Here is a 13,449-nt window from a genome sequence, read left to right as displayed (position 1 = left end):
CCATGCGGTCGTCGAACCGGCCTATAGCTTTCATCGAGGGTTCGAATACCTGCACACATCACCAATCAAATAAAAAAGACCCCGCAAGGGGGTCTTTTTTATTTGGTCTGGCGGAGAGAGAGGGATTCGAACCCTCGATGGAGCTTTTAACCCCATACTCCCTTAGCAGGGGAGCGCCTTCAGCCTCTCGGCCATCTCTCCTTCACGCTGTTGCGCGGGCCGCAAGGATACCTGCACAGCCCGCCAACGTAAAGAAGCGATAGCGGGAATCAGCCGACGCCCGCCTCCTTGTCAATAGCGTTACCATTCGCATCGCCATCTTTTTCTTTTTGAATGCGCTCGTAAATCTCTTCACGATGCACGGGAACATCTTTCGGTGCGGTAACTCCAATCCGAACCTGGTTACCTTTGATACCCAAAACCGTAACGCGAATTTCGTCCCCGATGTTCAGCGTCTCACCCACTCGTCTCGTCAAAATCAGCATCGTGCTGCACTCCTGCTACTGCATACATATTTTTTCATTCGTTCCACTCCTTGAAGCTGAACTCCTGTTCAGACAACCCCGATCATTCGAATAAAAAACGTCGGACCGGAAGCACCCTTGGGCACGTCTGCGCTCATTGATATAGACCATAAATCCATCTATATCCAGCCATGATCACACCCGATTGAAGTCCGGCAATCTACCGGACCACCCCTGCACTACTTCCCTGAAGTCACTTTACGATGCATTTATATTATTCCCGCCAAACCGCTGCGGGTAAGGACCACTTAGTCAGTAGTACCTTGTTCAAGGCCAAACGCGGAGTGCAACGCCCGTACGCCCAGCTCAAGATACTTTTCGTCCACGATCACAGAAATCTTAATCTCTGACGTGGAAATCATCTGAATATTTATTCCCTCGTCCGCGAGCGCGGCGAACATGGTGCTGGCGATACCTGCGTGTGAACGCATTCCGACGCCAACCACCGAAATTTTGACGATTTTGTCATCACCGGAAACTTCTGTGGCGCCCAAGTCCTTGCCTACCGTCGCAAGAATACCCTTTCCTTTAGTATAGTCATTTCTGTGGACTGTAAAGCTGAAATCTGTGGTGCCATCTTCACCCGTATTCTGGATGATCATGTCCACGTTGATGTTGGCGCCGGCTACCGCGCCCAGAATCCGTGAGGCGATGCCAGGCTTGTCAGGCACCCCCATAAGAGTCAGCTTAGCTTCATCCCGGTTAAATGCAATACCCGAAATCCGCGCTTGTTCCATGTCTTCGTCCTCATCATAGGTAATCAGGGTACCTGGACCATCCTCAAACGAGGACAAAACTCGCAGCGGTACCCGGTATTTTCCGGCAAATTCAACCGAGCGAATCTGGAGCACCTTGGCTCCCAGGCTCGCCATTTCCAGCATTTCCTCAACCGTAATGCGATCAAGGCGTCGCGCTTCGGCAACAATTCGTGGATCCGTGGTGTACACGCCATCGACGTCAGTATAAATCTGGCACTCGTCTGCCTTGAGTGCCGCTGCCATAGCAACCGCGGTAGTGTCAGAACCGCCACGCCCCAGGGTCGTGATATTGTTGCTCTCGTCAACCCCCTGAAACCCTGCGACCACCACCACTCGTCCGGCATCCAGGTCGGTCTTGACCCGCTGACCATCGATATCCTGAATGCGCGCCTTGCCGTGAACGTTATCGGTACGAATATGAACCTGGTAACCGGTATAGGAGACAGCCTCAACGCCTTTTTTATGTAACGCCATCGCCAGCAATGCAATGGTGACTTGTTCCCCGGTTGAAACCAGCACATCCAGCTCCCGCGGTGATGGGTCATCAGATACCTGATTCGCCAAGTCAATCAAACGATTGGTCTCGCCGCTCATGGCTGAAACCACGACTACAACCTGGTTACCCTCTGCATGCATGCGAGCAACCTTGTTGGCGACATTGGTTATACGCTCCGGATTACCGACTGAGGTGCCACCATATTTTTGAACGATTAGTGCCATAATGAAATCTGAAAGACGTTAAGGAGGCGCCGATTAAACCCACTTTACACGCTGGAGTAAATATCCGAAAAGGATAAAGAAAAGAACCATTCCAGGCAGCCGGCACAAACCCGGCTCACCGGGCATCAGGAGATTTTTGAGCGAACCCAGTCTGACACCAGTGCCAGAGCTTCAGGCAGCTTTTCAGGATGATTTCCGCCAGCCTGCGCCATATCAGGTCGGCCGCCACCCTTTCCGCCAACCATAGCAGCAACATCTCGAATCAGGTCTCCGGCCTTAAATTGGCCGGTGAGCGCTTTTGTCACGCCCGCAACCAAAGACACCTTGTCGCCATCCACGGCAGCAAGAACTATGACTGCCTCCTGGAGCTTGTCCTTGAGTCGGTCCATTGTGTCGCGCAGCGTTTTACTGTCAGCACCGTCAAGGTTGGCTGCAAGCACCTTGATACCGTTAATCTCGACAACCTGGTCAAGCAAGGCGTCTCCGGAACCTGCTGCCAGTTGCTCCCTGGCCCGGGTCAGTTCCTTTTCCAGGTGTTTTAGCCGGTCATTGAGCTGACTGACCTTGGCTTCCACATCGTCACCCTTTGCCTTGAGCAAACCGGCCACACGATCCAGCTGATCTTCTTTTGATCTGACATATTCAAGCGCCACGGCACCGGTCACTGCCTCAATGCGTCGTACACCGGCCGCGACGCCACTTTCCGACGTTATCCGGAAAAGACCAATGTCTCCGGTACGTTTTACGTGTGTGCCACCACACAACTCCTTCGAAAACCCGCCCATACCGACGACCCGGACCAGGTCGCCATATTTTTCGCCAAATAACGCCATGGCACCGGCTTGCATTGCAGCATCAACAGACATTTCCCGGGTATCGACTTCATTATTTTGGCGGATCTCGGCATTAACCAGGGATTCAATTTCGCGAAGCTGTTCTGATGTAACCGCTTCGAAATGTGAAAAATCAAAACGCAGGCGCTGTGGATCTACTAGCGAACCTTTTTGTTGCACATGCTCACCAAGCACTTTCCTCAACGCGGCGTGCATCAAATGCGTGGCGGAATGATTAAATGCAGTTGCCTCGCGTCTCGCGCTATCAACCTCACATTCAACTGCAGCATTAAGCTCAAACTTGCCCTGGATTACCTTGCCAATATGCGCGTGACCTTTTTGCGTATCCAGCACTTCAAATACCGCGCCATTGGCAACCAGGCGCCCGCGATCTCCCACTTGGCCACCTGACTCGGCATAAAACGGTGTCCGATCCAGGAAGATTACGCCCTCCTCGCCTTCATTCAGTACAGCACCCTCGCCGGCCGCGGCGTGCAGCAGCTGGATCTTTGCCTGGCCATGCAGTGCGGCATAACCGGTAAATTCAGCATCAATTTCCGGTGCAGAAATGGTTTCAAGTTGCGCGGTCTTGAAGCTGGATGCGGAACGCGCACGTTCACGCTGTGCATCCATAGCCTGGTTGAACCCTGCCATGTCCACTTTGAGCTCACGCTCACGCGCAATATCGGCAGTCAGGTCAACAGGGAATCCGTACGTATCGTATAATTGGAATACAACGTCTCCCGGGATGGTATCGGCCTTCAATGATGCAATCGCATCTTCCAGTACGCGCATGCCGTGATCCAGGGTTTCGGCAAAACGCTCTTCCTCCTGGCGCAAAACTTTCTCGATCTGTTCGCGCGTGCGCGCCAGTTCCGGGTAAGCGCCACCCATCTGGTCAATCAGGGGTCGAACCAGCTTGTAGAAGAACGGTTCTGTTGCGCCAAGATGATGGCCATGACGAATGGCGCGCCGCATGATGCGACGCAACACATAACCCCGCCCTTCATTGGAAGGGAAAATACCGTCCAGCACCAGGAACGCGCAGGCGCGAATATGATCAGCGATAACGTTAAGTGACTTGCTTTGCCTGTCTTTAACCTTGAGCAAATCCGCAATAGCGCCAATCAAGCCCTGGAACAGGTCAATCTCGTAGTTGCTGTGCACGCCCTGCATTACTGCCGAGATACGCTCAAGCCCCATACCGGTATCAACCGATGGCTTGGGTAAAGGCGTCATGGCGCCGTCAGCAGCCCGGTTAAATTGCATAAATACCAGGTTCCAGATTTCCACGTAGCGGTCGCCATCTTCATCCGGAGTTCCCGGAGGGCCACCAGCCACATCGGCCCCGTGGTCATAAAAAATCTCGGAACAAGGACCGCACGGGCCGGTATCTCCCATGGACCAGAAATTATCCTTTTCACCCAGGCGTGAAAAACGATCGGGATTCACGCCCATGTGCTTGAGCCACAGGTCTTCGGCCTCCTGGTCGTCCTTGTAAACTGTTACCCAGAGTCTTTCCTCGGGCAACTTCATCTCCCTGGTCAGAAACTCCCAGGCAAACTCGATTGCCTCTTTTTTGAAATAATCACCAAAACTGAAGTTGCCAAGCATTTCAAAAAATGTGTGATGGCGTGCCGTGTAACCGACGTTTTCGAGGTCATTATGCTTGCCACCGGCACGCAGGCATCGCTGGCTGCTGGCTGCGCGCACGTAACTACGGGTATCCTGGCCAAGAAACACATCCTTGAACTGGTTCATGCCGGCATTGGTAAACAAAAGCGTTGGATCATTGCCCGGAATCAGCGGCGCGGATGCCACCACTTCGTGTCCGTTTCGATTGAAGTAATCCAGGAACCGCTGTCTTATTTCAGCACTTTTCATATTGACCCAGTCTCTATCAGTCTTCGTCACCACCCAGGACCTGAAAAATCTGGTCCGGGCTGAACCCCCGGTACTGCAAAAAACGCGCTTGTTTCGCGCGCTCTTTATACCCAATAGCCGGTTTGGAGCCAAATTTTTTTATTCGTACCTGCCTGAGACTATCCAGCCAGACCGGATCGCGATGATCGAGATACGCGCCGATCAACTCGTCGGTAATGCCTTTGTCCCTGAGCTCCTGCTGAATTCGCCGGGGACCCTGACCACGATTACGCCGGGAATTAACCAGCGCTTCCACGTAGCGCTCATCTGAAACCAGGTTCTCTTCCACCAGTCTTGATACCACCGATTCGGCAACCGGGGCCGGGCAGTCCTTGGCTATGAGCTTGGCTACCAACTCGGCAGCGCCGTGCTCCCGCCGAGCCAGGTAGTCCATGGCCTTGGCCCGCATCCGCTGAGGACTGAACGGGTCATCCCTCAGCGAATCAGGCAAACTCAAGCTTCAGTCTCCATGAGTTCATCGGCGTCATCTTCAATCTCGGCATCATCGCTCGCCTTGCTGCTCATGGCTGTCGGGTTCAGTGCCAGCTTGGCGCGAATCTGCGACTCGATATCGGCAGCGATAGCGGGATTTTCTTTCAGGAAGTTACGCACGTTGTCCTTGCCCTGGCCAATTCGATCACCGCCGTAGCTGTACCAGGCACCGGATTTCTGGACAATTTCCTGATCAACACCCATATCAATGAGTTCGCCTTCCTTCGAAATACCTTCGCCATAGAGAATATCGAACTCGCATTGCTTGAACGGCGGCGCAACCTTGTTCTTGACCACTTTTACGCGTGTCTGGTTGCCCACCACTTCGTCACCTTTCTTGATCGCACCTATGCGACGAATGTCCAGGCGAACCGACGCATAAAACTTCAGCGCGTTGCCGCCAGTGGTGGTTTCGGGATTACCAAACATCACGCCAATCTTCATGCGAATCTGGTTAATGAAAATCACCATGGTGTTGGCACGCTTGATATTACCGGTCAGCTTGCGCAGCGCCTGTGACATCAGGCGAGCCTGGAGACCCATGTGGGAATCACCCATCTCGCCCTCGATTTCGGCCTTTGGCGTCAAGGCAGCAACCGAGTCCACAACCACCAGGTCAACAGCACCTGAGCGCACCAGCATGTCGACGATTTCCAGCGCTTGCTCACCCGTGTCCGGCTGGGATACCAACAGATCATCCGTATTGACGCCGAGCTTGTGCGCATAATCCGGGTCCAGCGCATGCTCCGCATCAACAAACGCGGCGGTACCGCCGAGCTTCTGGCACTCGGCAATGGCCTGCAGTGTCAGCGTGGTCTTGCCTGAAGACTCCGGCCCGTAAATCTCAACCACCCGACCCTTGGGCAATCCACCAATACCCAGGGCAATATCCAGGCTCAGGGAGCCTGTTGGAATGGCTTCTATATTTTGTGCACCGTGGTCACCCAGGCGCATTACCGAACCCTTGCCGAACTGCTTCTCTATCTGGCTCATGGCTGCCGCCAAGGCCTTTTTCCTCTGATCATCCGCCATTGCTGTTCTCCAGTGCGAAAAGTCGAAACGACTGTTTATGTGATTTCTGCTGTTTCGAGGGGAAACCCCTCAACCTGGATCGCATTCTGAGCGATACTTTTCTAGATGTCAATATTTTTTACGCCCTTGCTATTTTTTATGTTATCGTAAAATTTAATTAAAGCGTGTTTTTCGCGTATAAGGGCAAATAAACTGTGTTTTAGCGAATTACGAGGCCGCAAACGCTATGAGTTCCAAGGAAAAACTGTTGGCAGACATTAAGTGGGCAACCCTCCAACGTCTTCGCTACATCGAAATCATGGCTTTTTACAGCGGCGTGGTTACTCGCTCCGATGTAGCCAAAGCCTTCGGCTTGTCGGACGCGGCAGCCACCAAGGATTTGAAACTGTATACGGACCTGGCTCCGGACAACCTGGTATATCGCCATTCTGTATATGGTTTTACGCCCTCTGCCGGCTTTGTAGCCATGTTTGCCGATCTTGAGCCTGCCAGCGTTTTACCCCTGGTTGCCGCCAACCTGGCCGTTGCAGGCGGCCCATACGGCGATGACCTGGTCTATGGAGTGGCAGCGGAATTCCTGCCCCTGCCCGGTCGCTACCCGGACAGGCACGTGCTCGCCCAGATCATCCGCGGGATCAAATCCCGAAAACGGGTCCAGGTGACATATCGATCCCTGAGTACGCGCGACGGGGAGGAACACCGCATCATCGAGCCCCACGCCCTGGTCAGCACCGGAATACGTTGGCATGTCCGCGGCTACAACCTGGCCACCTACGATTTCCGGGATTTCGTCTTGTCCCGATTCGAGGACGCACGATTGCTGGACGAAGACGCCGAGTCCAGCGCGGATTACGATGATGATTGGTCCGAAGCGGTAGTGGTGCATTTGGCGCCCCACCCCGGCCTGAACGACAAGCAGCGCCTGGGCATCAATATTGATTACCATGCCGTAGACGGCGTTATTGAAATCCCGGTACGTCGGGCGCTGGTAGGTTACCTGTTACAACGGCTGGATGTGGATACAACACCGGATCAGTCACTGAACCCGAGGAAACACCAACTGGTTCTGCTCAATCGCGATGAGATCGAGCAATTCGCGGCGTGGGCGCTAAGCTGATGATCGTGTCGCCCGCCCGAAGTCTCAAGCTGGCACGACGGATTTTTGTATGTAGTCCAGCATGCCTTGCAGCGCTGCCTCTACAGACTGCTGCCTGACTTCATCGCGATTACCGGAAAAACGTCGTCGCTCTGCCAAAACCGGTGACCCGGTTCCCGCCCAGGCAAACCAGACCGTGCCCACGGGCTTTTCCGGCGAACCGCCTCCCGGCCCGGCAACACCAGTGATGGCTAACGAAAAATCAGCGTGACTATGAGTCAACACGCCTTCTGCCAGCGCGCGGGCTACCTGCTCGCTCACCGCTCCATGAGCATCAATAATCGACGCATCCACGCCGAGCATTTCTGACTTGGCTGCGTTGGTATAGACCACGAAACCCCGATCAAACCAGTGCGAACTGCCCGGTATGGCGGTGATGGCGTATGCTACGCCGCCACCGGTACAGGATTCGGCCGTCGCCAGCATGACGCCACGCTCTTGCAACGCTTTTGCAAGTTCGGCGACCAGGCTGTGCTCATGCTGGGGCATTGCGCTGTCCTAGTTTATTGCCGACGCCTCGGTAGCAAGACGCGTCGGCGCGAATGGGCCATGGCCGTTATCGTAACTCAGCCAGCGGGACAAATATCCCGAATAATGCATAACCTCACGTTTGCCCTGTCGAACAATGCGTATGGTCTCATTCATATTCCGGCCAAGACCCATGACCACCGCCTCATCATCGGATATGGGCATGATCGGCACCATGGCACTTTGTTCCGGCAACACGGTCATCTTCAGCTTGTAACTCATGACCAGGATGCCGTCCTTGACCTCGAGGCGATTGCCGCGGAACTGCATGTAGGCATCCTGGTTGGTAATCTCCATTTCACCCAGGCGCGCCAACCAGGCTTCGGGAATAGGTTGTGGTTTCACCAGCGCACCGAGCAACTGTTCACGACCCTTGAAGGTCATGACGACGGCGGTTTTGTCATCCACCCTGGCCGGCGCCAGCAACACGTTGTCCAGGTCGATGCCGTACAGGTGTCGTATGGATATCAATCCGAACAGTTTGAACCGGATACTGAACTTGCCATCGGTGTGAGGCAACAAATCAAACTTCCAGCCGGACAGGCTGGCCTGCAATTGTTTGCCATTGCGCTTCACGTCAATCAATCCCAGCCATGTGGCGAACTTGCCGACAAAGCTGTCGAGCAACTGCTCAGACGGATTCTCGGCCAACGCCGCCTTTTCGACTTTTTCTTCAAGTTGCTGGCGAATGCCGGTCTTGGCTTCGAGCGCCAGCTTCAGCAGCCGGGTCGCAGACTCGGCAACCACGGGACCGCTGGTACAGCTGTTGGCCAGCGCAACAACGCCGAGTTGCTGTTCCGGCAATACGATCATCTGGCTGAAATAACACGGCGCACCGCCGCCATGAGAAGCAACAGTTTTCACGCCCTTGATACCGTGATCTACCAGGAACCAGCCCATACCCAGGTGCAAGCCGAAATCCAGCGGTACGTTGGCATTTTGCGGTCGCATCATCTCGCGAATGGTTTCGGGTTTGAGAATGCGCTTCCCGTTATACTCACCACCGGCAAGTATCATGCGCATAAAATGGCTGAGGTCATTGACCGAGCTGTACATGCCGCCCGCCGGTGTGTCGCGCAACTGGCCGGCATCAATATAATCACCATCGGAATAGCTTCCGGCCAGGCGCGCTTTCATATGCGGATGCAGCTCATGAGACGTGTGCATCATGCCCAGCGGTTGTGAAATGTTCTGCTCGACATATTCATAGAACGGCTGACCACTCACCTTTTGTACTGCGTGGCCGAGCAGCGACACCGCGGCATTGGAATAGGAGTAGATATAATCAGGCGGATAGGCCGCGTACTGATCACGGAATTGGGTCACGACGTCGGTGAAACGCGCTTCACCATCGCTATTCCACATGCCTTTCATGATATCAGCCGGCAACCCGGAATGATGAGTCATGATCATGCGCGGTGTAATCGGCGGCGTGTTCTGATACCTGGAACGGATGGAAAACTCCGGCAGGTACTGCTTGAGCGGATTATCGGCTCGCATCCTGCCGCGATCCTGCAACTGCATCGCTGCGGTAGCCGTGAAGGTCTTGGAAATGGATGCAATACGATAAACCGTATCAGCAGCAGCCGGCACCTTGTTCTCCACATCCGCCATGCCAAAGCCCTGGGCCCAGACCAGTTTCTGGCCATCCACCAGCGCCAGACTCACGCCCGGGGTATCATGCTCATCCAGAAGTTGCGGCACATACCAGCGGATATAATCAATGGCGTAGCTGTAATCCCCACGACCAAGATGATCCGGTTTGACCGGGGCCTGGGTCGCGCAAGCGGCCAGCGCCAACACAAAACCTGAAAACAAGATATTCCTGGAATTTCCGAACCGCTTGAGCATTTTCCCTTCCCGTAATGAGCCGTTCACCGGCCTGAAAATACATAACCACCCCCACGCCGGACCGGATCGACGCAATACCTGACAGACGAGGTGGATTGACCTGCCACGAAGTGTAGGAGCTAAGCCGCGACATGACAACAAAGGCGGTGGCGGCTATAGGATGCGATCACCGGCTTCGGTATACTTCGGCGCACATTAATTGGTCCAATTTTTCTGGAGTAGCGCCTTGGCAACAGTCGCAGTCATCGGTTTGGGATATGTCGGTTTGCCGCTGGCCGTGGAATTCGGCAAGCACATGACCACCATCGGTTTTGATCTCGATGCGACCAAGGTGTCGCATTACCAGAACGGCACAGACCCCACTGGCGAAGTATCGGACGGCGAACTGGCGCTGGCCACGCAGCTCCAGGTGACCACGGATCCATCCGCCATCGCTGCCGCGGATTACATTGTTATTGCCGTACCCACACCTATCGATGAAGCTCGGCAACCGGATTTTCGACCCTTGATTGGCGCCAGTCACACCGCCGGCCGACACATGAAGCGTGGCGCCATCGTGATTTACGAATCCACCGTTTACCCGGGCGCTACCGAGGAAGTTTGCGTACCCATTCTTGAGCAGGAATCAGCCATGAAATGGCGCGTTGATTTCAACGTTGGCTATTCGCCGGAACGCATCAACCCGGGTGATCGCGAACACACGCTCACCCGCATCGTCAAGGTGGTATCGGGCGACACTGATGCGACGCTGGATAAGGTTGCGGCACTCTATGAAAGCATCATCAGTGCCGGTGTGCACCGCGCTTCCAGCATCAAGGTGGCCGAGGCCGCCAAGGTAATCGAAAATACCCAGCGTGATCTGAACATCGCGTTCATGAATGAGCTGGCCATCATCTTCAACCGGCTGGGTATTGATACCATGGAAGTCCTGGAAGCCGCCGGCACCAAGTGGAACTTCCTGCCTTTCCGTCCCGGCCTGGTAGGAGGTCATTGTATTGGTGTGGACCCCTATTACCTGACACACAAGGCTGAGAAACTGGGCCTGCATCCAGAAGTCATTCTCGCCGGCCGTCATATTAATGACGGCATGGGCAAGTACATTGCCGAACAGACAGTCAAGCAGATGATTGCAGCCGGCAGCCCGATCCGGGATGCTCATGTCATTGTGCTGGGACTTACCTTCAAGGAAGACTGCCCGGACCTGCGCAACTCGAGAGTCATCGATGTCATCCGGGAGCTGCAGGACTACGGTATCAATGTACATGTACATGACCCGGTTCCGGCTGCCCATGAAGCGAAGCATGAATATGGCATCCACCTCAAAAACTGGAATGACCTGCCTCGCGCCAACGCCATGGTAGCCGCGGTAGGTCACCGTGAATTCCTGTCCATGCCGACGTCACAGATTGTCGACAAGCTGCAACCTGGATCGCCATTCATTGATGTTAAATCACGCTTTGATGCCGACTCGCTTCGCACCATGAACATCAATGTATGGCGCCTGTAATTTGACATGTATCCGGGTTGCCCAACCCGAACTGGCCGTCAATCATGGCCAGTCTGCGTCACCAGTCCGGCACTCTTGGTGCCTGTCGAAAGTCTGTCATCCGCGACACGGCTGCTATAAGTAGCTGTTTTAATAAATAAACATTATTTAACCACCCTGACATTTACTGTCTGGCACAGCTGTTGCTTGTCGAATTCAAGGCAGTCTGGATTTTCGGGGATATCTACAATGCATGATTCAGGGAATGGATACATCAATTATGGAAAAACAGCCTTGGCGCGAGCAGTTTTCACGGTTTGCCTGTTGTCGTTCCTCGCATTCATGGTTCCGGCTCATGCCAGTGCACGCTACACAACCAAGAACGATGATTTCAACCTGCAGCCCTGGTCTTCATCTCATCAATACTATTTCGAGGGACTGGAAGCTTTCGGCGATAATGACATGGCACAGGCTTACTTCCTGTTTTCCATTGCCGCGCGCCAAGGCCATACGGATGCCCACTACCACCTGGGCAATCTGCATTTCAATAACCTGGTGGACGAGTCAAGCCTGCCCAGGGCGATGTATCACTATCAAATTGCTGCCAACAACGGTCATGCCCGTGCGCAATACAACATCGGCGTGGCCTACGCCAAGGGAATAACCTTTACGGAAGACATGGAAACCGCGGTCAGCTGGTGGGAACGGGCTGCGCTCGGCGGGAATGTTGACGCGCAATACAATCTTGGCCTGATCTATTCTCGCGGAAAAGGTGTTGATGCAAATGCCGGCACCGCGGCAAACTGGTGGCGCATGGCTGCTGAACAGGGCGATCCTGCTGCCCAGTTCAATCTCGGCGTCATGCACGCTAACGGTGAAGGCGTGCACAAAAGTCTCTCGGAAGCAGTCAAATGGTGGAAACTTTCAGCCACGCAGGGTTTCCAGAATGCGATCTATGCACTCCAGGCACTGGGGTACGTCAAGCTTCGCGTCGACCAGAACGGCGACCCGATAGCAGATTAATTTGCATTATCCGGCATATCGATCACCTTCTGCTCCCGGAAATAGCCAATCGCCGGTTCTGGCCCGGATCCGTGTGCCGAAAAATGCACGCCGGCCGGACCATCTCGTCAACTCCATCAAACACGTTACAAATTTTTACCACTGTTGACTAAAGTTTTCTTGCCCGCGGACGAGTTGCGCCGATACTCTGGATTTCATTCTGTAACGGGTTACCGGGTACATCAATGAATCGCGCGTTTATACAAATGGCATATTTCCTGTCGGTCGCGTTTACCGGTACAACCGCACTGGCAACACAGCCGGTGCCTTCCGCTGTTGCTGCAACGATTCATTCGGTACAACCACCAGCTTGGATATTCCGCGACAACAAGCGATACCCGGCGGCGCCAGGCGTGAAAATCATCAAAGATGATTACTTGCTGACAGACCGGCAAGGTCGCATACACCTGGCATTGGCTAACGGCCTGCTGGCAAGAATTGGTTCGTCATCCAGGGCCGGAATTATCAATCATTCGAACTACGGCGCGACGGCGATTCGCCTGGCATTTGGCACGCTTCGCATTACAGATGAAATGGGTTTTTCGTCAAACCAACAGCAGCTTAATATCATTACCAGTCATGGAACCATCCATGTTCACAGCGGCGACCTGTTTGCCACCAGCGCGACCAATGAAACAGTCGTCGCCATGATTGAGGGTGAAGTTACAATTTCATCGGGAAGCTCATCCAGGATCGTCTCCCTTTCCCAGCCGTTATCCGTAACGCGCTTGCCAAACCTTGATACGCTGCCCGTAGCAACACGTGACGCAACCGCTGGCTTCCCGGACCGGGTCAGGCAAACGGATATTGATGCAGACAGTATTGCCGTCACACCCGAGGGGGCATGGTCGGCACATCTTGTTTCACTCCCGGGTATTAATCCGGCCAGGGACATAGCCCGGTTATTGCGACGCTACGGTTACCCGGTCGACCTTCGCAAAATAAGCAGCGGCGAAAAAACATGGTATCGACTAAGCGTCGACAGGTTGCAGAGTCGTCATGCGGCGCTGCTGCTTTCCGAGCGACTGAAAGCATGGGATACGATCAAGACGCCGTGGGTCGAACAAACCGGTCATCAATAGCC

At 54.2% G+C, this 13,449-nt stretch carries 11 protein-coding genes and 1 tRNA gene; 4 read left to right on the top strand and 8 right to left on the bottom strand.

All coding sequences use genetic code 11. The features are described from left to right. Positions 1-108 precede the first annotated feature (108 nt). The 6 genes from OEZ10_14350 to recA form a co-directional block, all read right to left on the bottom strand. Positions 109-201, bottom strand: a tRNA-Ser gene (locus OEZ10_14350). Positions 202-269: 68 nt separating this feature from the next. Then, entirely contained in the window at positions 270-485 is a 216-nt protein-coding gene (gene csrA, locus OEZ10_14345) for a carbon storage regulator CsrA (GenBank protein ID MDH5634149.1), read from the bottom strand. 287 nt (positions 486-772) lie between these two features. After that, entirely contained in the window at positions 773-2,002 is a 1,230-nt protein-coding gene (locus tag OEZ10_14340) for an aspartate kinase (GenBank protein ID MDH5634148.1), read from the bottom strand. A gap of 125 nt (positions 2,003-2,127) precedes the next feature. After that, positions 2,128-4,719, bottom strand: coding sequence for an alanine--tRNA ligase (gene alaS, locus OEZ10_14335; protein ID MDH5634147.1), 2,592 nt, complete (start codon positions 4,717-4,719; stop codon positions 2,128-2,130). A gap of 16 nt (positions 4,720-4,735) precedes the next feature. Beyond that, positions 4,736-5,215 (bottom strand): recombination regulator RecX, encoded by a 480-nt coding sequence (locus tag OEZ10_14330; protein ID MDH5634146.1) that lies wholly within the window; start codon positions 5,213-5,215, stop codon positions 4,736-4,738. Then, entirely contained in the window at positions 5,212-6,282 is a 1,071-nt protein-coding gene (gene recA / locus OEZ10_14325; protein ID MDH5634145.1) for a recombinase RecA, read from the bottom strand. The genes OEZ10_14330 and recA overlap by 4 nt, the downstream gene beginning before the upstream one ends. 247 nt (positions 6,283-6,529) lie before the next feature. Here recA and OEZ10_14320 point away from each other — a divergent pair, with 247 nt between their 5' ends. Further along, positions 6,530-7,399 carry a WYL domain-containing protein gene (locus OEZ10_14320; GenBank protein ID MDH5634144.1) on the top strand — a complete coding sequence of 290 codons (870 nt, stop codon included), beginning with the start codon at positions 6,530-6,532 and terminating at the stop codon, positions 7,397-7,399. Positions 7,400-7,423: 24 nt separating this feature from the next. On the opposite strand, the gene OEZ10_14315 is transcribed toward OEZ10_14320, so the two are convergent. Together OEZ10_14315 and OEZ10_14310 are read right to left on the bottom strand one after the other, a co-directional pair. After that, positions 7,424-7,927 carry a CinA family protein gene (locus tag OEZ10_14315; protein MDH5634143.1) on the bottom strand — a complete coding sequence of 168 codons (504 nt, stop codon included), beginning with the start codon at positions 7,925-7,927 and terminating at the stop codon, positions 7,424-7,426. A gap of 9 nt (positions 7,928-7,936) precedes the next feature. Beyond that, the gene (locus tag OEZ10_14310; GenBank protein MDH5634142.1) at positions 7,937-9,817 is read right to left on the bottom strand and encodes a beta-lactamase family protein; all 1,881 of its coding nucleotides are present in this window, start codon (positions 9,815-9,817) and stop codon (positions 7,937-7,939) included. Positions 9,818-10,043: 226 nt separating this feature from the next. Between OEZ10_14310 and OEZ10_14305 the strand changes: the two genes are divergently transcribed. From OEZ10_14305 to OEZ10_14295, 3 genes are all read left to right on the top strand, one after another. Further along, positions 10,044-11,324, top strand: a complete 1,281-nt coding sequence (locus OEZ10_14305) for a nucleotide sugar dehydrogenase (GenBank protein MDH5634141.1) — start codon at positions 10,044-10,046, stop codon at positions 11,322-11,324. Between the two features lie 228 nt (positions 11,325-11,552). After that, on the top strand, positions 11,553-12,326 hold the full coding sequence (locus OEZ10_14300; protein ID MDH5634140.1) for a sel1 repeat family protein: 774 nt from the start codon (positions 11,553-11,555) through the stop codon (positions 12,324-12,326). Between the two features lie 224 nt (positions 12,327-12,550). After that, positions 12,551-13,447 carry a FecR domain-containing protein gene (locus tag OEZ10_14295; protein MDH5634139.1) on the top strand — a complete coding sequence of 299 codons (897 nt, stop codon included), beginning with the start codon at positions 12,551-12,553 and terminating at the stop codon, positions 13,445-13,447. Positions 13,448-13,449 lie beyond the last annotated feature (2 nt).

The sequence above is a fragment of the Gammaproteobacteria bacterium genome (genome assembly GCA_029880545.1).
Classification (GTDB): domain Bacteria; phylum Pseudomonadota; class Gammaproteobacteria; order Acidiferrobacterales; family SZUA-150; genus JAOUOD01.
Note: the sequence above shows the minus strand (reverse complement) of the source record. Positions and strands in the feature narration are given on the sequence as shown.

What these genes read in the sequence shown, in the direction of transcription:
- alaS (MDH5634147.1), bottom strand. Translation starts at nt 4,719, where the DNA reads ATGAAAAGTGCTGAAATAAGACAGCGGTTCCTGGATTACTTCAATCGA.
- OEZ10_14340 (MDH5634148.1), bottom strand. Translation starts at nt 2,002, where the DNA reads ATGGCACTAATCGTTCAAAAATATGGTGGCACCTCAGTCGGTAATCCG.
- recA (MDH5634145.1), bottom strand. Translation starts at nt 6,282, where the DNA reads ATGGCGGATGATCAGAGGAAAAAGGCCTTGGCGGCAGCCATGAGCCAG.
- csrA (MDH5634149.1), bottom strand. Translation starts at nt 485, where the DNA reads ATGCTGATTTTGACGAGACGAGTGGGTGAGACGCTGAACATCGGGGAC.
- OEZ10_14310 (MDH5634142.1), bottom strand. Translation starts at nt 9,817, where the DNA reads ATGCTCAAGCGGTTCGGAAATTCCAGGAATATCTTGTTTTCAGGTTTT.
- OEZ10_14295 (MDH5634139.1), top strand. Translation starts at nt 12,551, where the DNA reads ATGAATCGCGCGTTTATACAAATGGCATATTTCCTGTCGGTCGCGTTT.
- OEZ10_14300 (MDH5634140.1), top strand. Translation starts at nt 11,553, where the DNA reads ATGCATGATTCAGGGAATGGATACATCAATTATGGAAAAACAGCCTTG.
- OEZ10_14315 (MDH5634143.1), bottom strand. Translation starts at nt 7,927, where the DNA reads ATGCCCCAGCATGAGCACAGCCTGGTCGCCGAACTTGCAAAAGCGTTG.